The sequence below is a fragment of the Diaphorobacter ruginosibacter genome (assembly GCF_014395975.1).
GTDB classification, from domain to species: Bacteria; Pseudomonadota; Gammaproteobacteria; order Burkholderiales; family Burkholderiaceae_C; genus Diaphorobacter_A; species Diaphorobacter_A ruginosibacter.
Genome location: NZ_CP060714.1, coordinates 3,771,021 through 3,792,009, shown reverse-complemented (window position 1 = coordinate 3,792,009; position 20,989 = coordinate 3,771,021). Strand labels below are relative to the sequence as shown.

At 62.8% G+C, this 20,989-nt stretch carries 20 protein-coding genes; 13 read left to right on the top strand and 7 right to left on the bottom strand.

All coding sequences use genetic code 11. From position 1 onward, the window contains the following. Nucleotides 1-8: 8 nt before the first annotated feature. Both dnaK and grpE read right to left on the bottom strand, forming a co-directional pair. Complete coding sequence (dnaK, locus tag H9K76_RS17245; protein WP_187596552.1) at nucleotides 9-1,940, bottom strand: molecular chaperone DnaK; 1,932 nt, start codon at nucleotides 1,938-1,940, stop codon at nucleotides 9-11. A gap of 127 nt (nucleotides 1,941-2,067) precedes the next feature. After that, nucleotides 2,068-2,628 (bottom strand): nucleotide exchange factor GrpE, encoded by a 561-nt coding sequence (gene grpE / locus H9K76_RS17240; RefSeq protein WP_187596551.1) that lies wholly within the window; start codon nucleotides 2,626-2,628, stop codon nucleotides 2,068-2,070. A gap of 223 nt (nucleotides 2,629-2,851) precedes the next feature. Here grpE and rpsF point away from each other — a divergent pair, with 223 nt between their 5' ends. The 5 genes from rpsF to dnaB all read left to right on the top strand — a co-directional run bounded on the left by rpsF (nucleotide 2,852) and on the right by dnaB (nucleotide 5,943). Then, nucleotides 2,852-3,229: a 30S ribosomal protein S6 gene (gene rpsF, locus H9K76_RS17235; RefSeq protein ID WP_187596550.1), complete on the top strand. Its 378-nt coding sequence runs from the start codon at nucleotides 2,852-2,854 to the stop codon at nucleotides 3,227-3,229. Nucleotides 3,230-3,262: 33 nt separating this feature from the next. Next, nucleotides 3,263-3,553, top strand: a complete 291-nt coding sequence (gene priB, locus H9K76_RS17230; protein WP_187596549.1) for a primosomal replication protein N — start codon at nucleotides 3,263-3,265, stop codon at nucleotides 3,551-3,553. 18 nt (nucleotides 3,554-3,571) lie between these two features. Continuing rightward, nucleotides 3,572-3,853 carry a 30S ribosomal protein S18 gene (rpsR, locus tag H9K76_RS17225; RefSeq protein WP_166069388.1) on the top strand — a complete coding sequence of 94 codons (282 nt, stop codon included), beginning with the start codon at nucleotides 3,572-3,574 and terminating at the stop codon, nucleotides 3,851-3,853. A gap of 11 nt (nucleotides 3,854-3,864) precedes the next feature. Then, nucleotides 3,865-4,317 (top strand): 50S ribosomal protein L9, encoded by a 453-nt coding sequence (gene rplI, locus H9K76_RS17220; RefSeq protein ID WP_187596548.1) that lies wholly within the window; start codon nucleotides 3,865-3,867, stop codon nucleotides 4,315-4,317. Between the two features lie 204 nt (nucleotides 4,318-4,521). After that, a complete protein-coding gene (dnaB, locus tag H9K76_RS17215) occupies nucleotides 4,522-5,943 on the top strand; it encodes a replicative DNA helicase (RefSeq protein ID WP_187596547.1) in 1,422 nt (473 codons plus the stop codon). A gap of 94 nt (nucleotides 5,944-6,037) precedes the next feature. On the opposite strand, the gene putP is transcribed toward dnaB, so the two are convergent. The 5 genes from putP to H9K76_RS17190 all read right to left on the bottom strand — a co-directional run bounded on the left by putP (nucleotide 6,038) and on the right by H9K76_RS17190 (nucleotide 11,480). Continuing rightward, the gene (gene putP / locus H9K76_RS17210) at nucleotides 6,038-7,540 is read right to left on the bottom strand and encodes a sodium/proline symporter PutP (protein WP_187596546.1); all 1,503 of its coding nucleotides are present in this window, start codon (nucleotides 7,538-7,540) and stop codon (nucleotides 6,038-6,040) included. 537 nt (nucleotides 7,541-8,077) lie between these two features. Beyond that, the gene (locus H9K76_RS17205; RefSeq protein ID WP_187596545.1) at nucleotides 8,078-8,506 is read right to left on the bottom strand and encodes a hypothetical protein; all 429 of its coding nucleotides are present in this window, start codon (nucleotides 8,504-8,506) and stop codon (nucleotides 8,078-8,080) included. 3 nt (nucleotides 8,507-8,509) lie between these two features. Next, complete coding sequence (locus H9K76_RS17200; RefSeq protein ID WP_187596544.1) at nucleotides 8,510-10,300, bottom strand: PhoH family protein; 1,791 nt, start codon at nucleotides 10,298-10,300, stop codon at nucleotides 8,510-8,512. Nucleotides 10,301-10,464: 164 nt separating this feature from the next. Then, a complete protein-coding gene (locus H9K76_RS17195) occupies nucleotides 10,465-10,953 on the bottom strand; it encodes a peroxiredoxin (RefSeq protein ID WP_187596543.1) in 489 nt (162 codons plus the stop codon). Nucleotides 10,954-11,099: 146 nt separating this feature from the next. Further along, nucleotides 11,100-11,480: an Mth938-like domain-containing protein gene (locus tag H9K76_RS17190; RefSeq protein WP_187600700.1), complete on the bottom strand. Its 381-nt coding sequence runs from the start codon at nucleotides 11,478-11,480 to the stop codon at nucleotides 11,100-11,102. Nucleotides 11,481-11,624: 144 nt separating this feature from the next. Here H9K76_RS17190 and H9K76_RS17185 point away from each other — a divergent pair, with 144 nt between their 5' ends. From H9K76_RS17185 to H9K76_RS17150, 8 genes are all read left to right on the top strand, one after another. After that, on the top strand, nucleotides 11,625-12,926 hold the full coding sequence (locus H9K76_RS17185; protein WP_187596542.1) for a pyridoxal phosphate-dependent aminotransferase: 1,302 nt from the start codon (nucleotides 11,625-11,627) through the stop codon (nucleotides 12,924-12,926). A gap of 95 nt (nucleotides 12,927-13,021) precedes the next feature. Continuing rightward, complete coding sequence (locus H9K76_RS17180; RefSeq protein WP_187596541.1) at nucleotides 13,022-14,359, top strand: homoserine dehydrogenase; 1,338 nt, start codon at nucleotides 13,022-13,024, stop codon at nucleotides 14,357-14,359. Between the two features lie 333 nt (nucleotides 14,360-14,692). Next, nucleotides 14,693-16,783, top strand: coding sequence for a M48 family metallopeptidase (locus H9K76_RS17175; RefSeq protein ID WP_187596540.1), 2,091 nt, complete (start codon nucleotides 14,693-14,695; stop codon nucleotides 16,781-16,783). A gap of 184 nt (nucleotides 16,784-16,967) precedes the next feature. Then, the gene (gene thrC, locus H9K76_RS17170; protein ID WP_187596539.1) at nucleotides 16,968-18,395 is read left to right on the top strand and encodes a threonine synthase; all 1,428 of its coding nucleotides are present in this window, start codon (nucleotides 16,968-16,970) and stop codon (nucleotides 18,393-18,395) included. 116 nt (nucleotides 18,396-18,511) lie between these two features. After that, nucleotides 18,512-19,081 (top strand): molybdopterin-guanine dinucleotide biosynthesis protein B, encoded by a 570-nt coding sequence (gene mobB, locus H9K76_RS17165; RefSeq protein ID WP_187596538.1) that lies wholly within the window; start codon nucleotides 18,512-18,514, stop codon nucleotides 19,079-19,081. Between the two features lie 23 nt (nucleotides 19,082-19,104). Next, nucleotides 19,105-20,328, top strand: coding sequence for a molybdopterin molybdotransferase MoeA (locus H9K76_RS17160; RefSeq protein WP_187600699.1), 1,224 nt, complete (start codon nucleotides 19,105-19,107; stop codon nucleotides 20,326-20,328). Nucleotides 20,329-20,339: 11 nt separating this feature from the next. Next, complete coding sequence (gene moaD / locus H9K76_RS17155; RefSeq protein ID WP_425489710.1) at nucleotides 20,340-20,597, top strand: molybdopterin converting factor subunit 1; 258 nt, start codon at nucleotides 20,340-20,342, stop codon at nucleotides 20,595-20,597. A gap of 5 nt (nucleotides 20,598-20,602) precedes the next feature. Beyond that, nucleotides 20,603-20,983 (top strand): recombinase family protein, encoded by a 381-nt coding sequence (locus tag H9K76_RS17150; RefSeq protein WP_187596536.1) that lies wholly within the window; start codon nucleotides 20,603-20,605, stop codon nucleotides 20,981-20,983. The last annotated feature ends 6 nt before the right edge of the window (nucleotides 20,984-20,989 follow it).

Genomic DNA, 20,989 nt, shown 5'->3' with positions numbered 1-20,989 from the left:
CCGCGCTGTCAGTCCTTCTTGACTTCCTTGACTTCTGCATCGACGACGTTGTCGTCGGCATCGGCCTTGCCGGAAGCGGCGCCCTGTGCTGCCGCTTCGGCACCGCCGGCAGCGGCTGCCTGGTCGGCATACATCTTCTCGCCGAGCTTCTGGCTGGCTTCCATCAGTGCCGTGGTCTTGGCATCGATGGCTGCCTTGTCTTCGCCCTTGAGGGCTTCTTCCAGTTCCTTGACAGCGGCTTCGATCTTGGACTTCTCGCCCGCATCCAGCTTGTCGCCGTGCTCGGACAGGCTCTTGGTCACGGTGTGCACGGCGGCCTCACCCTGATTGCGTGCCTGCACCAGTTCCAGCTTCTTCTTGTCGTCCGCGGCATTCAGTTCGGCGTCCTTCACCATCTTCTGGATCTCGTCCTCGGACAGGCCGGAGTTCGCCTTGATGGTGATCTTGTTTTCCTTGCCGGTGCCCTTGTCCTTGGCGCCCACGTGCAGGATGCCGTTGGCGTCGATGTCGAAGCTCACCTCGATCTGCGGCGTGCCGCGCGTAGCCGGCGGAATGCCTTCCAGGTTGAACTCACCCAGCAGCTTGTTGGCGCTGGCGATCTCGCGCTCGCCCTGGAACACCTTGATGGTCACGGCCGGCTGGTTGTCCTCGGCGGTCGAGAAGGTCTGCGCGAACTTCGTCGGGATCGTGGTGTTCTTGGCGATCATCTTGGTCATCACGCCGCCCAGGGTTTCAATGCCCAGGGACAGGGGGGTCACGTCCAGCAGCAGCACGTCCTTGCGGTCGCCCGACAGAACCTGGCCCTGGATCGCGGCGCCAACGGCCACGGCTTCATCAGGGTTCACATCCTTGCGCGGATCCTTGCCGAAGAATTCCTTGACCTTTTCCTGGACCTTGGGCATGCGGGACATGCCGCCCACCAGGATCACGTCGTTGATGTCGGACACGCTGATGCCGGCATCCTTGATCGCGGTGCGGCAGGGAGCGATGGTGCGCTCGATCAGGTCGTCCACCAGGGCTTCCAGCTTGGCGCGGGTCAGCTTGATGTTCAGGTGCTTCGGGCCCGACGCGTCAGCGGTGATGTACGGCAGATTGATGTCGGTCTGGGCGGAGTTCGACAGCTCGATCTTGGCCTTTTCGGCGGCTTCCTTCAGGCGTTGCAGGGCCAGCACATCCTTGGACAGATCGACGCCTTGTTCCTTCTTGAACTCGTCGATGATGTAGTTGATGATGCGCTGGTCGAAGTCTTCACCGCCGAGGAACGTATCGCCGTTGGTGGACAGCACTTCGAACTGCTTCTCGCCATCGACGTCGGCGATCTCGATGATCGACACGTCGAACGTGCCGCCGCCGAGGTCATACACGGCGATCTTGCGGTCGTGCTTGTCCTGCTTGTCGAGACCGAAGGCCAGTGCGGCTGCGGTAGGCTCGTTGATGATGCGCTTGACTTCGAGGCCCGCAATGCGGCCTGCGTCCTTGGTCGCCTGGCGCTGTGCGTCGTTGAAGTACGCAGGCACGGTGATCACGGCCTCGGTGACGGGCTCGCCGAGGAAGTCTTCCGCGGTCTTCTTCATCTTGCGCAGCACTTCGGCGCTGATCTGCGGAGGAGCCAGCTTCTGGTCGCGCACCTGCACCCAGGCGTCGCCGTTGTCGGCCTTGATGATCTTGAAGGGCATCAGGTCGATGTCCTTCTGCACTTCCTTCTCGTCGAACTTGCGGCCAATCAGGCGCTTGGCGGCGAAGATGGTGTTCTTGGGGTTGGTCACGGCCTGACGCTTGGCCGATGCGCCCACCAGAATCTCGCCGTCTTCCTGATAGGCGACGATGGAAGGCGTCGTGCGGGCGCCTTCGCTGTTCTCGATCACGCGCGTGGTGTTGCCTTCCATGATGGCAACGCAGCTGTTCGTTGTGCCGAGGTCAATGCCGATGATTCTTCCCATGTTGTTTCTCCGTGTTCTGAAAAGTTGGTGTGTTAGGTTTGGATGACCAGTTACTTGTGGATAACTTGGCGGCCTTCAAGTCTCTGGTGCAAAAAAATTGTCTGGTTGTCGTGTTGTTTGCGGGCGCTTACTTGGGCGCCGCCACTGTGACCAGCGCCGGGCGGAGCACGCGATCTGCAATCAGGTAGCCCTTCTGGAGGACGCTCACAACGGTGTTCGCTTCCTGTTCGGCGGGCACCATGCTGATGGCCTGGTGCTGGTGGGGATCGAATTTTGCGCCAGCGGCGGGGGCAATGGTCACCACCTTGTTGCGCTCCAGTGCCGATGCCAGCTGGCGGCGCGTGGCGTCGGAGCCCTCGCGCAGTTGCTCGTTGGTCGCATTTTCGATGGAGAGTGCCGCATCGAGGCTGTCGGCCACGGGAAGCAGGCTCTCGGCAAAGCTCTCGATCCCGAACTTGCGGGCCTTGGAGACTTCCTCATCCGCACGGCGGCGCATGTTCTCGGCATCGGCCTTGGCGCGCAGGTACTGGTCGGCCAGCTCGGCATTCTTGGCCTTGAGCTCCTCGAGCTCTGCCTTCAGGCTGTTCATTTCATCGGCAGTCTGCGCATTCTGGGCCGCATCGATCTCCTCGGGAGACATGGGCGCGTCGGCAGGTGCTGTGAATGGATTGTATTTTTGATCGGACATGTCGTTTTATCGTGAAATGAATGACAATGCGCCTCAATTGGGGGCGCAATTCGTGATTTCAATAGGGGCGATTGATGCCGTCTTCAGGGCGGGCCGCCGGCCGATCCTATGGATGGGGCTGGACGATATCGCAATTCGGTAATATAATGCCGGGTTTCCCTTGCCACACCGCAACAATCGACGCCGCGGGTGGTTGCAATCCAGCAATCCAAAAGGAGTTTGCATGCGTCACTACGAAATCATCCTGTTGATCCACCCGGATCAAAGCGAGCAGGTTCCAGCCATGCTCGAGCGCTACAAGAGCATGATCACCCAAGGCGGTGGCCAGGTTCATCGCGTGGAAGATTGGGGCCGCCGTCAACTGGCATACCTGATCAACAAGCTGGCCAAGGCTCACTACCTGTGCCTGAACATCGAAGCCGACCAGGCTGTGATGGCTGAACTGGAACACGCGTTCAAGTTCAACGACGCCGTTCTGCGTCACCTGACCGTCCAGAAGAAGAAGGCCGAAACCGGTGCTTCCTCGATGATGAAGACCGTGGAACGCGAAGAAGCACGCAAGGCCAGCCAGGCTGAAGCCGCTGCTGCCAACGAGCGTTAATCAGACACCACGTTCATCCGACAGCCAGGAGGAGTGACAAACCAGATCGCCCTGACGGCCTGCATCGCAGAGGTTCAGTCCTTGCGTTACACGCCCGCCGGATTGCCCGCCCTGGATCTGCGGCTCGAGCATGAGTCGCAGCAACAGGAGGCCGGAATCCAGCGACAGGTCAAGGTGGCCATCAAGGCGGTGGCGTTCGGGACGCTTGCAGAGCGGCTCGCGCGCCAGGCGCTGGGAAGCAGCTGGATGTTCCAGGGCTTTCTCGCCTCGCCGCGCAATGGCAAAGGTGTGGTTTTTCACATCCAGGATATTCAACAGGATTAATTTTCAAGAGGCTCACAAATGGCCACGTTCAAGAAATTCAACAAGGACAAGCGTCCAAAGCGCAACACCCAGTCGCTGCTGTTCAAGCGCAAGCGCTTCTGCCGCTTCACCGTCGCCGGCGTCGAAGAAATCGACTACAAGGATGTCGACACCCTGCGTGACTTCATCGCTGAAAACGGCAAGATCATCCCTGCACGTCTGACCGGCACCCGTGCCATCTATCAGCGTCAGCTCAACACAGCCATCAAGCGCGCACGCTTCCTGGCCATGTTGCCCTACACCGACCAGCACAAGATCTAAGGAGCACGAACATGCAAATCATTCTGCTCGAAAAGGTTGTGAACCTGGGTAACCTCGGCGATATCGTCAAGGTCAAGGACGGCTACGCACGCAACTTCCTGATCCCTTCGGGCCAGGCTCGTCGCGCCACGGAAGCGAACAAGGCTGAATTCGAAGCCAAGCGCGCTGAACTGGAAAAGGTTGCTGCTGAAAAGCTGGCTACCGCTCAAGCCGCTGGCGAAAAGCTGGCTGGTCAGAACGTGAAGCTGACACAGAAGTCCGGCGTTGACGGCCGTCTGTTTGGCTCCGTGACCAACCACGACATCGCTGAAGAGCTGGGCCGTATGGGCTTCGAAGTGGTGAAGTCGCAAGTGCGTATGCCCAACGGTCCCATCAAGATGGTTGGCGACAACACCGTGAACGTTGCACTGCACACCGACGTGGTCGTCGACGTGCTCGTGTCCGTGTACGGCGAACACGCTTAATTCATTTCTTTTGAAATGATTGGAAAGGCCGCCCCTTGGGGCGGCTTTTTTCTTTTTCTTCTTCTGCTGGGGTGCTCGTTTTCACCCTTGCCCCGAGGCATCGCTGCGCTCATTCGGGCCTTCGGCGCACCTGGCTGGTCGCTTTACAGCCTTGGGGTGACCGACTAGCATCGCCCGTTCGATTTCGAAAAGTGTATTCATCCCATGTCCGCCGTGCTGCCTGATTTCCCTGCCAACGATTCTTCGTCCTCCGTGGATCGCGAGGTGGCGAAGCTGCGCATTCCGCCGCATTCGGTGGAGGCTGAGTCGAGCGTGCTGGGCGGCCTGTTGCTGGACAACATGGCCTGGGACCGGGTGGGGGATCTGCTGGTCGAAGGAGACTTCTACCGCAACGAGCATCGGCTGATCTACTCGGCGATCGCTTCGCTGATCAATGGCAGCAAGCCGGCCGACGTGATCACGGTGTTCGAGCACCTGCAGGGGCTTGGCAAGTCGGATGAGATCGGCGGGCTGCTGTACCTCAACACGCTGGCGCAGTATGTCCCCAGCGCGAGCAATATCCGCCGGTACGCGGAGATCGTTCGCGAGCGTTCGATCCTGCGCAAGCTGGTGACGGCCAGCGACGAAATCTCGACCAACGCCTTCAACCCCATGGGCAAGGCGGTCAAGAGCATCCTGGAGGAGGCCGAGCAGAAGATCTTCGCCATCGGCGAAGAGGGCTCGAAGATGAAGCAGGGCTTCCAGTCGCTGGATGCCCTGGTGATCAACCTGCTCGACCAAGTGCAGGAGATGGCCGACAACCCGATGGACGTGACCGGCGTTCCCACCGGTTTTGCCGATCTCGACCGCATGACCAGCGGCCTGCAGGCGGGTGACCTGGTGGTGCTGGCAGCGCGCCCCTCCATGGGCAAGACCTCGTTTGCCGTGAACATCGCAGAGCACGTGGCGCTCAACGAGGGCCTGCCGGTTGCCATCTTCTCGATGGAAATGGGGGCCGCCCAGCTCGCGGTGCGTATCGTGGGCTCGATCGGCCGCGTGAACCAGGGCAATCTGCGCACCGGCAAGCTCAATGACGAGGAGTGGCCGCGCCTCACCGAGGCGATCGAGCGGCTGCGCACCGTGTCGCTGCACATCGACGAGACGCCCGGCCTCACGCCGATCGAGCTGCGGGCGAATGCGCGGCGCCTGGCGCGCCAATGCGGCAAGCTCGGCCTGATCGTGGTCGACTACCTGCAGCTGATGAGCGGCTCGGGCAGCGCGGCGGCGGACAATCGCGCGACCGAACTGGGCGAGATTTCCCGGGGGCTCAAGATGCTGGCCAAGGAGCTGCAGTGTCCCGTGATCGCACTCTCGCAGCTCAACCGTTCGGTGGAGCAGCGTACCGACAAGCGGCCGATGATGTCCGACCTGCGGGAGTCGGGTGCCATCGAGCAGGATGCGGACATCATCATGTTCATCTACCGCGACGACTACTACAACAAGGACTCGAAGGAGCCGAACATCGCCGAGGTCATCATCGGCAAGCAGCGTAACGGTCCCACCGGGACGGTGAAGCTGTTCTTCCAGAAGAACCAGACCCGCTTCGAGAATCTGGCGATGGGGTACGGGGGAGGGGATGAGTATTGAGGCTCATCCCATGATGGCAGGTTGAATTCCACTCTCCTGCTGGAGGGAGAGGGTGGACCGGCGAGGGACGTCGATCCCTGCACCGGCCGCGGGCTTACCGGGCTCCGATCTGCTTGAACTCGCGCTCCACGGCCTCGTGCGCATCCTGCATGTCCCGGGATGGCGGGGGGCTCATCCTGCTCACGACCACCACGGCGATCCATGCCAGGATGAAACCCGGGATGATCTCGTAGAGGCCAAGCCAGCCCATCTGCTTCCATACCAGCACGGTCACCGCACCGACGATGATGCCGGCCAGAGCGCCGCTGCGGGTCATCCGCCCCCAGACGAGCGACAGAATGATCACGGGGCCGAAGGCTGCACCGAACCCGGCCCAGGCGTAGCTCACCATGCCAAGCACCTTGGATTCGGGGTTGCTGGCGATGGCAATGGCGATCAGCGCCACGGCGAGCACCATGGCGCGGCCGATCCAGACCAGCTCGCGTTGGCTGGCGTTCTTGCGCAGGAAGGTGCGGTAGATGTCTTCGGTCAGCGCGCTGGAGCACACGAGGAGCTGGCAGGACAGCGTGCTCATCACGGCAGCGAGGATGGCTGCGAGCAGGGCCCCAGCGATCCAGGGATTGAACAGCTGCTTGGCGATTTCCATGAACACCGTCTCGGAGTTGGCATTCACGCTGGCGGCACCCGCGGGATGGGCCGCGAAGTAGGGGATGCCGATGAAGCCCACGGCCACGGCGCCCGCGAGGCACAGGATCATCCAGGTCATGCTGATGCGGCGTGCCGTGGGGATGGTTTCGACGGACGAGGCGGCCATGAAACGCACCAGAATGTGTGGCTGGCCGAAGTAGCCGAGTCCCCATCCCAGCAGCGAGATCACGCCGACGAAGCTCGCGTTGCGCAGCATGTCGAACTTCTCGGGCGCCACCAGCGTGCTCCAGCTCTGGCCGGGGGCAAGCTGCCCTTGAACCGCAAGCCAGGCGATCACGGGCGCGAGGATGAGCGCGGTGATCATGAGCGAGGCCTGGATCGTGTCGGTCCAGCTCACGGCCAGGAAGCCTCCAATGAACACATAGGCGATCGTGCACAGTGCACCCACCCACAGTGCGGTGGCGTAGGGCATGCCGAACATGTTCTCGAACAGACGTGCGCCTGCGACAACGCCCGAGGCGCAGTACAGCGTGAAGAACACCAGGATCACCAGCGCGGTGACGATGCGCAGCACATTGCTCTTGTCATCGAAGCGGTTGGCGAGGTAGTCGGGCAAGGTCAGGGCATTGCCGGCCCGCTCGGTATAGAGGCGCAGGCGGGCGGCGACCCAGCGCCAGTTGAGATAGGCGCCGATAACCAGGCCGATGGCGATCCAGGACTCGGAGAGTCCCGAGAGATAGATTGCGCCGGGCAGGCCCATGAGAAGCCAGCCGCTCATGTCCGATGCACCGGCCGAAAGCGCGGTCACGAAGCTGCCGAGGCTGCGGCCGCCGAGGATGTAGTCGGAGAGATTCTTGGTGCCCAGATAGCCCAGCCACCCGATGCCCAGCATCGCCACCAGGTAGATGGCGAACATGATCGATGTAGGGTCGTTCCACTGAAATTGCATGCACTTTCCTTCACTTGCATGGTGATTTATTGCGTATTCAAAACGATGCACGCTCGATGGGCGTGTGGAATCATTTTTCGGAGCCTGAAATGTGGTCCGTATGATTCCGCTTGAGTAAAGGGTTTTCCCTTGGTTTGGCGATTGTATTTTGCAATGCTGGCCGCCCTTTCCCGGGTGGCACCGCCTCCCATGTCCAGAGTTGCCGGACCGGTGCGAGTGAGGGGAACGTGCCCCTCAAGTTGGCGGCGGCCCTGTTATATAGATGTTCCCACGTTTCCCTGTTCCGAATGGTCCGCGGCCTTCAAGGAGCAATGCCAGCCAGATAAGCTCAAGCGAAGTTGTGAAGGCAGGTAAAAAGGGATTCTGACTGTGTGGTCTGCGATGGTGGGAACTGGTTCGCCTTCTGTCCTCAAAAAGACCTTGGCAAAAAAATCGCCCCAAGGGAGTGCTTTTCATCTCAGGCCGACCCGGCAATGAAAAAACAGCGCGGACCTTGCGATCGGCGCTGCCTTGCCTGTTAGGCGAACGAAACGAGGATCAACCGTGCGATGCAGTGGCCACCAGATAGATCACCAGGCCCAGCGATACCGCGCCGAGTGCGATGCATGCCCAGACCAGGCGCTGTGCGCCCACCCGGAGGGCGCCGACCGTGGCGACGAGTTGGGCGTTCTGTTCGGCCAGTTTCTCGATGAGCTCGAGCGACTGGCGCTGTGACTGCTCCTGCCGTTCAAGGCGCTCCTGCAGTTGCCGAACCTGCTGCAGCGCCAGTTCGCCGGTGGAGAGGGCCGGACCTGCGCCATCCGCGAGCGCACCTCGCGCTGCCTCGGTGGCTTGATGCTGGTCATGCTGCTGCTGGGCCTCTTTCTTGCGAAGCATGCCCTTGGCCGTCTTGATGATCTGAGGCGTTGCATCGATCACCTTGTCCCAGGGCACCAGCTTGAGGGCCGTGATCCAGTGAGTGGCCATCGGTCAGAGCACCTCGCTGGCAAAGTCCGCGAGGCGCGAGCGTTCGCCGCGTGCCAGCGTGATATGGCCGCTGTGCGGCCAGCCCTTGAACTTGTCCACCGCGTAGGTGAGGCCCGAGGAGCCTTCCGTGAGGTAGGGTGTATCGATCTGCGCGAGGTTGCCCATGCAGATGATCTTGGTGCCGGGGCCTGCGCGGGTGATCAGCGTCTTCATCTGCTTGGGCGTGAGGTTCTGCGCCTCGTCGATGATCACGTACTTGTTGAGGAAGGTGCGGCCGCGCATGAAGTTCATGCTCTTGATCTTGATACGGCTGCGGATCAGCTCGTTGGTCGCGGCGCGGCCCCACTCGCCGGGATTGCCGCCGTCGCCCTTGGCAAGGAACTCGAGGTTGTCGTCGAGCGCACCCATCCAGGGGCCCATCTTTTCCTCTTCCGTTCCGGGCAGGAAGCCGATGTCCTCGCCCACGCTCACCGTGGCGCGGGTCATGATGATCTCGGTGTAGCGGCGCTCGTCGAGCACCTGCGTGAGCCCGGCGGCCAGCGCCATCAGCGTCTTGCCGGTGCCCGCCGTGCCCGTGAGGGTGACGAAGTCGACCTCCGGGTCCATCAGCAGGTTCATCGCGAAGTTCTGTTCGCGGTTGCGTGTATTGACACCCCAGACGGCGTTCTTCTGGGAGCCGTAGTCCTTGAGCGTCTCCAGCACGGCCGTCTTGTCGCGGATTTCGGTCACGCGTGCGTACAGGCTTGGCTCGCCCGGGGCCTCGAAGAACACGAACTGGTTGATCATCATCTGCGCCACGAGCGGGCTCGTCACGCGGTAGTAGGTGTGGGCGCCGCTCTGCCAGCTCTCGACATTCTTGCCGGCCTTGGCCCAGAAATCCGTCGGCAGCGCAAACACGCCCGAGTACAGCAGGTCACCGTCTTCGAGCGTCTTGTCGTTCTGGTAGTCCTCGGCGTCGAGGCCCAGTGCACGCGCCTTCACGCGCATGTTGATGTCCTTGGACACCAACACGACCTCGCGCGGCGCGAACTGCTGGCGCAGCGCCTCGACCACGCCCAGGATCTGGTTGTCGGCCTTGCCCTGGGGCAGGCTGGCGGGCAGCGTGTAGTTCAGCGGCGACGTCTGGAAGTACAGCTTGCCGCTGGCGGCCTTCTGGCCCGTTGCGTCGAGCTGCAGCCCCAGCGCGATGTCCTCGCCGTCGGCGGCTGCCAGCGCGTCAAGCGTGCGGCTGACCTGGCGGCCATTGCGCGCCACTTCCGTCATGCCCTTCTTGTGGCCGTCGAGCTCCTCGAGCACGATCATCGGCAGGAAGATGTCGTGCTCCTCGAAGCGGAACAGGCTGGTTGGATCGTGCAGCAGCACGTTGGTGTCCAGCACGAACATCTTCTTGGGGCCCGTGCCGCGCGCCGCGCGCGGCTTGGCCTTGGGCGCAGGCGTGGTCTGCCCTGTGGCAGTTGTGGGGGCTGCGCGCGATGGAGTGGGGGCTGTAGCAACAGCAGGTGTCGGGGTGACGATGGGCGTTGCGGCCGGAGGCGCAGCCTTGGCCGTCCTGGACGACCTGACGGGTTTCGCCGTGCTGGCTTCAGGAGCCTTGGCGGTAGCGGTGGCTGTGCGCTTGGTGGCGGCGCTCTTGCGGGTGCCTGTGGATGAGGCGCGGGCAGGGGACGCGGGCGTCGAGCTCACCAGCGTGTCCTGTTCAATATCGGAAGGTACGCGATCGGCGGAGGCGTTCTGGCGAAAGGCTTCTGGAGAGAGCAGCGCGGCGCGCTTGGTCGGGGCTGGTGGCAGGGGCATGGTGCAAAAGGCCTCGCTAGCTAGGAACTCAGGGGAACTTCAGAAAAGCAAAAAGCCGCCTAGGAAACCCAAGCGGCTTTCGAATCTGGAGTGCGCGTTGCAAAAATCAATGGCATTGACCCATTATGCACACTCCATGTGATGCTTTGAAACAAGCGCCGGTTTCAAGCGGCTTTCTTGTCCTGCACCTTGATGGCCTTGACGGCCTTGAGCACTTCGTCCACGTGGCCGGGGACCTTCAGGCCGCGCCACTCCTGGAGCAGCAGGCCGTCGGGGCCGATCAGGAAGGTCGAGCGCTCGATGCCCTTGACCTTCTTGCCGTACATGATCTTGTTCTTGACCACGCCGAACATGTGGCACATCTTCTCTTCGGTATCTGCGATCAGCTCAAAAGGCAGTTCCAGCTTTTCCTTGAAGTCGTCGTGGGACTTCATGTTGTCGCGGGAGACCCCGAACACTGCGGCACCCGCCTTGACAAAATCTTTGTACTTATCGCGGAATTGCATTGCTTCCGTGGTACAACCGGGCGTATTGTCCTTGGGGTAAAAATACAGGATCAGAATCTGGCCCAGATGCGAAGCGTTGGATACCTTGATTCCGCCAGTCGCGTTGGCTTCAAATTCAGGAAGGGGTTTGTTGACAACGATCGCCATGGCACTCAATCTCTCTGGATGTAGTCGTTGAAAAGTCGGGAGCATTGGGGTTTATTGCTCTTATTGAAAGTCTCCCGACGGCAACCTGCAATTTTACCCCGAATCCCCTATTTTTACCAGCTATTGAGTTTTATTCTCAATAGGTGTTATGTATTGGACTCTTCCAGCAGAAGGGCTGCGACCACATTCCGGCCTTCTCCAGCGAGGATGTTGTACGTTCTGCAGGCCGCCTGGGTGCTCATGGATTCGAGGCCGATCTGCCGTTTCATCAGTGGCGCAAGCCAGGCTGGCGGCGGGAAGCGGTTCTTTTCGCCGCTCCCGAAAATCACCACTTCGGCATTGAGGTCTGCCAATTGGGCGAAGTGCTCGGGCGTCAGGTCTTCGTAGCGCCTGCAGTGCCATTCGATGCGCTCGCCGCGCGAACCCACGATGAGACTGTGGGTGAATTTTTCGGTGTCGATGGAAATCCAGCCCGGGCCGTAGCCGCTGATGGTCTGGACGTCAAAGCGGTCGGCATGCAGCTTCATGGGGGCGCTCACTGTCTGAAGGGGTCCCGCGCCGCTGCCAAATAAAGGCTTCGGGAGGCGCAGCACAAGGGGAACTGTGCTTAAATTATAGGTTTCACCGGGATCATTCCGCATCCCGTCCGCATTCACAGCCATCGAGTCGCCATGAAACCCGTCCAAAAATCTGCCAAGTTAGCCAACGTCTGCTATGACATCCGCGGGCCGATCATGGACGCGGCGAAGAAGATGGAGGAAGACGGCCAGAAGATCATCAAGCTCAACATCGGCAACCTGGCCGTGTTCGGCTTCGACGCGCCGGAAGAAATCCAGCAGGACATGATCCGCAACCTGCCGACCTCCGCAGGCTACTCCGACAGCAAGGGCATCTTCGCGGCCCGCAAGGCTGTCATGCACGAGACCCAGAAGCAGGGCATCGCAGGCGTGACGCTGGACGACATCTACCTGGGCAACGGCGCTTCCGAACTGATCAGCCTTGCCACCAACGCGCTGCTGGACAATGGCGACGAGTTGCTGCTGCCGGCGCCCGACTATCCCCTGTGGACCGCGGTGACCAGCCTCTCCGGCGGCACCCCCGTGCACTATTTCTGCGACGAGCAGAACGGCTGGATGCCCAATCTGGATGACATCCGCAAGAAGATCACGCCCAACACCAAGGGTATCGTGGTCATCAACCCGAACAATCCCACGGGCGCGCTCTACAGCAAGGAACTGCTGATGGAGATCGTCGAGATCGCGCGTGAGCACGGCCTCGTGATCTTTGCCGACGAGGTGTACGACAAGGTGCTCTACGACGACGCCAAGCACACGCCGTTGGCCAGCCTGTCGACCGACGTGCTCACGCTGACCTTCAATTCGCTCTCCAAGGCCTACCGCAGCTGCGGCTACCGTGCCGGCTGGATGGTGGTGTCGGGCGACAAGAAGGCTGCCAAGGACTACATCGAGGGCCTGAACATGCTCTCCAACATGCGCCTGTGCGCCAACGTGCCGGGCCAATGGGCGGTGCAGACGGCGCTGGGCGGCTACCAGAGCATCAATGACCTGATCTGCGAGGGCGGACGTCTGCGCAAGCAGCGTGACCTGGCCTGGGAACTGATCAACGCCATTCCCGGCGTGTCGTGCGTGAAGCCGCAGGGTGCTCTCTATATGTTCCCGCGCCTCGACCCGGAGGTCTACCCGATCACCGACGACCAGGAGTTCTTCCTTGAGGTGCTTCAGGAAACGAAGGTCATGCTGGTGCAGGGCACGGGCTTCAACTGGCCCAACCCGGATCACTTCCGCATCGTGTTCCTGCCGCACGAGGCCGACCTGCGCGCGGCCGTCGGCCGTCTCGCCGCCTTCCTGCAGAAGTACCGCCAGCGCCATGGCACCGACAAGCCGCGCAGCGTGAGCACTGCCGCAGCCGTTCCGGCCAAGGCCGCAAAGGCCGGCAGGGAGCAGGCCGCCTGATTCGGCCGCCTGACTCCGCCTATTTCCATCCGCCGCACGCGCCCGCAACCCCTGGCGAGCGCGCGCGGTTCCTTCGACTGACTGAAACTTCGTATATGAAACCGATCCAGGTAGGCCTTTTGGGCATTGGCACTGTGGGTGGCGGCACGTTCAGCGTGCTGCAGCGCAATCAAGACGAGATCCGCCGCCGTGCGGGTCGCGGCATCGAGATTTCCATGGTGGCTGACCTGGACACGGAACGCGCCAGGTCCGTCGTCGGTGACAAGGCCAAGGTGGTGGCCGATGCGCGCGAAGTCATCGGCAATCCGGACATTGACGTGGTGGTCGAGCTGATCGGCGGCTATGGCATCGCCAAGGCACTGGTGCTTGAGGCCATCGCGGCCGGCAAGCACGTGGTCACGGCCAACAAGGCGCTGCTTGCCGTGCACGGTACGGAAATCTTCAAGGCCGCGGCCGAGAAGGGCGTGATGGTGTCGTACGAGGCGGCGGTGGCAGGCGGCATCCCGATCATCAAGGCGCTGCGCGAGGGCCTGACGGCCAACCGGATCCAGTGGGTGGCCGGCATCATCAACGGCACGACCAACTTCATTCTCTCCGAGATGCGCGACAAGGGGCTCGACTTCGACGTGGTCCTCAAGGAGGCGCAGCGCCTGGGCTACGCCGAGGCCGATCCCACGTTCGACATCGAAGGCGTGGACGCTGCCCACAAGGTCACGCTGATGAGTTCCATTGCGTTCGGCATTCCGGTGCAGTTCGACAAGGCCTATGTGGAAGGCATCACCAAGCTGGCGGCGGCCGACATCAAGTATGCGGAGCAACTGGGCTACCGCATCAAGCTGCTGGGCATCACCAAGCGCACGGCCAAGGGCATCGAGTTGCGTGTGCATCCGTCGCTGGTGCCCGCCAAGCGCCTGATCGCCAACGTGGAAGGCGCCATGAATGCCGTCGTGGTGAACGGCGATGCCGTAGGTGCCACGCTGTATTACGGCAAGGGCGCAGGCTCGGAGCCGACGGCTTCTGCCGTGATCGCGGATCTGGTCGACATCGCGCGCCTGCACGAAGCCGATCCCGAACACCGCGTGCCTCCCCTGGCATTCCAGTCGAGCTCGCTGGTTGCTGCCGGAGGCGACCTGCCGGTGCTGCCGATGGCCGACGTGGTCACCAGCTACTACCTGCGCATCCGCGTGTCCGACGAAGCGGGCGTGCTGGCCAAGATCACCGGCCTGCTGGCCAACGCAGGCATCAGCATCGATGCCGTCCTGCAGCGCGAAGCCGACGAAGTGGGCGGCGAAGGTTCCACGCAGACCGACCTGATCATCCTCACCCATGACACGCGCGAAGGCGACATGGATCGCGCGCTGGCGGAAATCCAGGGCCTGCCGACGGTGTTGGCGCCGATCAACCGCATCCGCAAGGAAGAGCTGAGCAACTGAGCGCTCTCCGGTCCCCCCGAAGCCGGAACCGAAACCCAAACCGCTGGCGGCCCGCAGGTCGCCAGCGGTTTTTCTTTGCTTTCTTTTTGTTTCAATTTTTCGGAATGAGCGGGTGGCTTGAATCGCCATTGCCTTCGATAGCCCATATTCTTCGTGCTCCAAAGAACACTGCCGCAGCGGAAAGGGCCTAGGGCCGGATGCTGCGCTGGTGTGGCGTAGAAACACGACAACGACCGAAAGGCGCGCATGGGACAGGAACCAAGGAAATGGGGTGGGAGGGTTTCGCGGTGGCTGATTCTGTTTGGCATACCGCTCGTCATTCTTCTGGTGGGCATGTGGCAATGGAGCCGCGCCGATGCGCCGGTCGATGCCCAGGAGCAGATCAAGGAATACCAGTCGGTGATCGCCGAACTGGACGCACTGATCGCCCGGAAGGGCTTCGGCGTGACCGTGACGGTCAATGACAACGGGAAGAAGGTCCTGGCTGCAAGGGTGCGCTCGGAGTACCAGAAGGAGCTGGCCGACCTGCAGGCGGGCGGACTCCACTCGACGAGCCGTCATCTCCAGCCCTGGCTGGCCCTTTGCACCATGGTCTTCAGCGTGCTTGCGCTGGCATGGTCGGCGCTCGGCGTGGTCTACCAGAAGCGACTGGGCCGAAAAGCGATGGAGTCGCGAGCCATCCTGCTGGCGACGTTCCAGAAGGGGCGCAAGCTGTTGCCGCCCTACATGGTGATCATGGTGGTGCTGCTGTTCGGCGGAGCGATCCCGATGCTGGTCTACGAGATCATGCCCATTCTGCGGCACAGCAACTACAGCAAGGGCGACATGAAGATCATGCTGCTGCTCTCCGGTGTCGCGCTGTTCCTGCTGTATTCGGGCGTGAAGGTGCTGTGGGATGTGTGGAAGGCGTCGCGCACGCCGCTGGTCAACGAGCCGATCGAGGTGATGGGGCAGTCCGTCACGCGCGCGCAGGTGCCTGAACTCTGGGCCTTCGTGGACCGCGTGGTGAGCCACACGGGCGCGGGCACGCCGGATGCCATCGTCGTCGGCCTGAACGAAGGCTTCTTCGTGACCGAGCATCCCGTCAAGCTCCGCAATGGCGATCTGTTGCCCAAGGGTCGCGTGCTGTATCTGCCGCTGCCCTACATGGCCTTCATGAGCGCGGCGGAGGTGGCAGCGGTGATCGGCCACGAACTCGGCCACTTCATCGGCGAGGACACCTTGTACAGCCAGCATTTCTCGCCGATCTACAGTGCCACGGTGAACCATATCGTGGCGGTGGCGGGAGGTGCGGACCATGAGGAGTCCTGGCTCGACGTGCTGCGCAGGCCCGCCACGCTGTTCGGCGAGATGTTCCTCGACAGCTTTCACGAGGCCGTGAGCTATTGGAGCCGCCAGCGCGAGCTTGCGGCCGATGCGGTGGGCGCCAAGGTCACGCATCCGATCGCGGTGGCTTCCTCGCTGCTGCGCATCACGGCGCTGGAGCCACATGTATCGCTTGCGCTGCATGAGAACTGGGACCAGGGGCGCGCGGTGGAGGGCGGCGTGCTCGCGCATGTGCGCCGGCTGGTGCAGGCCCACGGCATGGTCGACCCGAGCGAGCATCTGCAGAACCGGCAATCCCATCCCACCGATTCGCACCCCGAGTTGGCCGTGCGCCTCGAGGCCCTCGGCCAGTCGGCCACGCCGGCCTTGATCGCCCGTGCGATGGACCCGCGGCCCGGCACCTTGCTGCAGGAGCTGGGACTGGAGGCAGCGTCTGAAGAGGCGGGCCCGGTATCGCCCCACGCTGCGGCACCCGATGTGACTTCGGCGCTGCAGCAGGAGCTGAGCGGAGCTGCCGCCAGCGCACGGGCGGAGAAGATCGAGGAACTGTCCGGCATGGTTCAGGATGCCAGGGAGCCGAAGGCGATCTTCGACCGCACCACCAAGATGTTCGTGATGGTGCTGTTCTTCACGCTGGTGCTGTTCGCGATCGGTATCGCGGTTCAGTTCACAGGCAACCCGAAGGCCGATACCCGCTGGATCGGTCTGGGGCTGTGCGCGCTGGGCCTGGGCGGCATTGTCTGGCTGGTGTACTTGAGAAAACGCAAGATGCATCCTGCGCTGGTGATTGAGCAGAAAGGCCTGCGCCTGTTCGACAGTCCCGAGTTGCTGGCGTGGGAAGCTATCGATGATTTCGACTTCACCGAGACCAGCCACATGTTCATCATCAAGCTGTCGCTCGATCGGCAGGTGACCCCGCCGGATCTGAAGGTGAGCAAGCTGCGCGCAAGTTTCAACAAGCGCAGCCATGAGCTCACCGTCAACCTGATAGGCTTCGATGGCAAGCGCGCACAGCAGGTTGCGCAGGACATGATGGGGGCCTGGCGCGCGCACTACGCCGTGCAGGAGCTTGTCCGCATGGGGGTGCATGCGCCGTAGTACAGCCCTCGATACGAGGCGTTTTTCGAGCGGTCGGCGTGCCGCGGCGGCGAGTGACCGATAATCGGGGGTTCCATGGCAGGCTGCGCCGAATGGCGTGCCTGTTCTGGATATCGGATTCCGGAACCCGGGTTCCGCCACGCCCGCTGTCCTTCGCTGTTTGCTGCTAGCTTCAAGCCCTTCCATGCTGTACATCTCCACTCGCGGTCACGCCGATCAAAAACGTTTTTGCGACATCCTGCTGGAGGGCCTGGCGCCCGATGGCGGCCTGTATCTGCCGGTTCAGTATCCGCAGATCGATGATGCAAAGCTGACCACCTTGCGCGAGGTGTACCGCACGCAGGGCTATGCCGCGCTGGCATTCGAGATCCTGTCGCTGTACATCGACGACATCCCCGCGGCCGATCTCAAGGCGCTGTGCGCGAAGACCTATACCCGTGAGGTGTTCGGCACCGATGCGATCGTGCCTGTGCGCCAACTCGAGGACGGCCTGCTGGTCGAGGCGCTTTCCAATGGCCCGACGCTTGCGTTCAAGGACATGGCGATGCAGCTGCTCGGCAACCTGTTCGAGTACGAGCTCGCGCGTCGTGGCGAAGAGCTCAACATCCTGGGTGCCACCAGCGGCGACACCGGCAGCGCGGCCGAATACGCCATGCGCGGCAAGAAGGGCGTGCGCGTCTTCATGACCAGCCCCGATGGCCGCATGAGCCCGTTCCAGCAGGCGCAGATGTTCAGCCTGCAGGACGAGAACATCCACAACATCGCCATCGAGGGTGTGTTCGATGACTGTCAGGACATCGTCAAGGCGGTGTCGAACGACCATGCGTTCAAGGCACGCTACAAGATCGGTACGGTCAACTCGATCAACTGGGCGCGCCTGCTGGCGCAGGTCGTCTACTATTTCGCGGGTTATATCCAGGCCACTTCGTCGAACGGGCAGAAGGTGAGCTTTGCGGTGCCGAGCGGCAATTTCGGCAACATCTGCGCAGGCCACGTCGCGCGCCAGATGGGCCTGCCGATCGCCTCGCTGGTGGTGGCCACCAACGAGAACGACGTGCTCGACGAGTTCTTCCGCACCGGTGTGTACAAGGTGCGGGGCGCCGCCAATACCTATGAGACCTCGAGCCCGTCCATGGACATTTCCAAGGCCAGTAACTTCGAGCGCTTCGTGTTCGATCTGGTGGGCCGCGACGGTGCGCGCACGAAACAGCTGTTTGCCGAGGGCGTGGGCCAGCAGGGCCTCTTCGACCTGAGCGCCGATCCCGTATTCAAGCAGGCGGCAGCGAAGTACGGCTTTGTGAGCGGCAAGAGCACCCACGCCGATCGCCTCGCCACGATCAAGGACACCTACGAGCGCTTTGGCGACATGATCGACACCCACACCGCCGACGGCGTGAAGGTGGCGCGCGAGCATCTGCAGGCGGGCACGCCGATGATCGTCCTCGAGACCGCTTTGCCGATCAAGTTCGCCGCCACCATCGAGGAGGCGCTGGGACGCGAGCCCGATCGCCCGGCCAAGTTCGATGGCATCGAGGCGCTGCCCAAGCGCGTGGTGGTGATGGCTGCCGATGTGCAGAAGGTCAAGGACTTCATCGAGCAGAACTGCCGCTGACGCTGCGCGCTGAAGCAGGATCACAATGCCAACCGGCGCCTGCCCATCGGCACGCGCCGGTTGGCGTTTCAGGGACGTCACAGGAAGAAGCGGAAGAAGCGGGAACGGAGGGAACTATGAAAGCGATCGGTTTCGCGGGATATTCCGGCGCGGGCAAGACCACGGTGCTGGAACAGGTGATCCGCATGCTGTGCGAGCGCGGCCAGCGTGTGTCGGTGGTCAAGCATGCGCATCACGATTTCGACATCGATGTGCCCGGCAAGGACAGCTGGCGGCATCGCAAGGCGGGTGCTTTCGAGATGCTCGTCGTGTCGGGCCGTCGCCTCGCGCTGATGCGCGAGTTCGAGCAGCCGCGCGAAGACCTGTCGGTGCATGAGATGCTGGCAGAGCTCGATGCATCGGTGGACTGGGCCATCGTCGAGGGCTTCAAGCGCAGCGACCTGCCCAAGATCGAGATCTGGCGCGAGCCGTCCGCGGGCGAGAAACCGCGTTCGCTTCGCTATCCCGAAGATCCCGCTATTCTTGCCATTGCCACCGACGATGCGTCCCGCCTGCCTCGGGATTGCACGCTCGAAGTGCTGGACCTGAATCGCCCGGGCGGCATCGTCGACTGGATGATGGCGAACGCCGGACGCCTCGGTTACACGCCGCCTGCAGAACCACATCACAAGGAGAACACACGTTGAAGCCGCAATCCCCGCAGAACCTCATGTCACTGGATGACGCATTGGCTGCCGTGCTGGCGCAGGCTGCGCGGGTCGATGCGCCGCAGAGGGTGGACACCTTCGATGCCGACGGCCGTGTGCTCTGGGCGGATGCGGTGTCCGAGCTGCAGGTGCCGCCGCTCGACAATTCGGCGATGGATGGTTACGCCGTGCGCTGCGCCGATGTGCCGCAGGCGGGTGCCGTGCTGCCTGTGAGCCAGCGCATTCCGGCTGGGCATGTCGGCACGCCGCTGGCCGCGGGAACAGCGGCGCGCATCTTCACCGGCGCCCCGGTTCCACAGGGCGCGGATGCCATCGTGATGCAGGAGGATGCGGAGCTGGTGGATGGCCAGGTGCGCATCCTTGCCGTGCCGAAGCCGGGGCAGTGGATCCGCCGCGCGGGCGAGGACATCGCCCTCGGCAGCACGATTCTCAAGGCGGGGACCCGCCTCACGCCGGCCGCCCTGGGGCTGGCCGCGAGCATCGGCCTCGGGCAGGTGCAGGTGGCGCGCAAGCCGCGCGTGGCGCTGTTTTCCACGGGCGACGAACTGGTGATGCCGGGAACCGTTGCACCGGGGGACATGCCGCCGGGCTCCATCTACAACAGCAACCGCTACTTCCTGCGCGCGCTGCTCGCGCGCCTGGGCTGCGAGGTGCATGACTGCGGCATCGTCCCGGACAACCGCGAGGCCACGATCCGGGTGATGCAGGAGGCTGCGCAGATGAGCGATCTGATCCTGTCCACGGCGGGGGTGTCCGTGGGGGAGGAGGACCATGTGAAGCCTGCGGTGGAGCATCTGGGCGAGCTGAACCTGTGGAAGATCTCGATGAAGCCGGGCAAGCCCTTCGCTTTCGGCAAGGTGCGCCGCAGCGGTCCTGAGGGCGGAAGCGCGCATTTCATGGGGTTGCCGGGCAACCCTGTGTCGAGCTTCGTGACCTTCCTGATGCTGGTGCGTCCGTTCATCCTGAGGCTTCAGGGCGTGGAGCATGTCGCGCCGCGTGTGCTGCATGCGCGCGCGGATTTCGACACCGGAAAGGCCGATGCGCGCCGTGAGTTCCTGCGCGTGCGCCAGAACGAAGAGGGCGCGCTCGAGCTGTTCACCAACCAGAGCTCCGGCGTGCTGACCTCTGCCGTCTGGGGCGACGGGCTCGTCGACAACCCCGCCATGACCACGATTGCCAGGGGCGATGTCGTGCGCTACCTTCCCCTGGCCGAACTGCTGCAATGAGCGAGTCTTCGATGAACACCGTCAACGTTCTTTACTTCGCCTCCATCCGCGAGGCACTGGGAATGGGCAGCGAATCGCTGCAGACCTCGGCGGCGACCGTGGCCGAGTTGCGCGAGGAGATCATCCGCGCCAGGGGCGAGGCTGCAGCCGCGGCGCTGGCACCGAACAAGGCCGTGCGCATGGCGCTCAACCAGGTGATGTGCAAGGGCGGCACGGCCATAAAGGACGGCGACGAGGTCGCGTTCTTCCCTCCCGTGACGGGCGGCTGAGCGCCATGGCGACCGATGTGAAACCTGAGGATGCGGTGCATGCTGCGGGCGCAGCGGATGCCGCAGGCGCACCCCGGGTGGATGCCGCCATCAGCGCGCGCACGCGCAAGGCATTGTCCGAGGCGCGCAGCCGGGGGGTGAGGCTGGGCGCCGCGGGCGCGGACAACATCCGCGCCACGGTGGAAAAGCGCAAGGCCGACGCCGACGTGTTCGCCGAGCAGCACCGTGCGGTCTTTGCCGAGTTTCGGGCCCAGGGGCTCACGCACCGCAGGATGGCGGAGGTGCTCAACGAGCGCGGCATTCCCGCGGCGCGCGGCGGCGCCTGGACACATGGGCAGGTGCAGCGCATGCTCCTGCGGCTGGGCGACGAGCCCGCCGGCGAATGAGGGAGG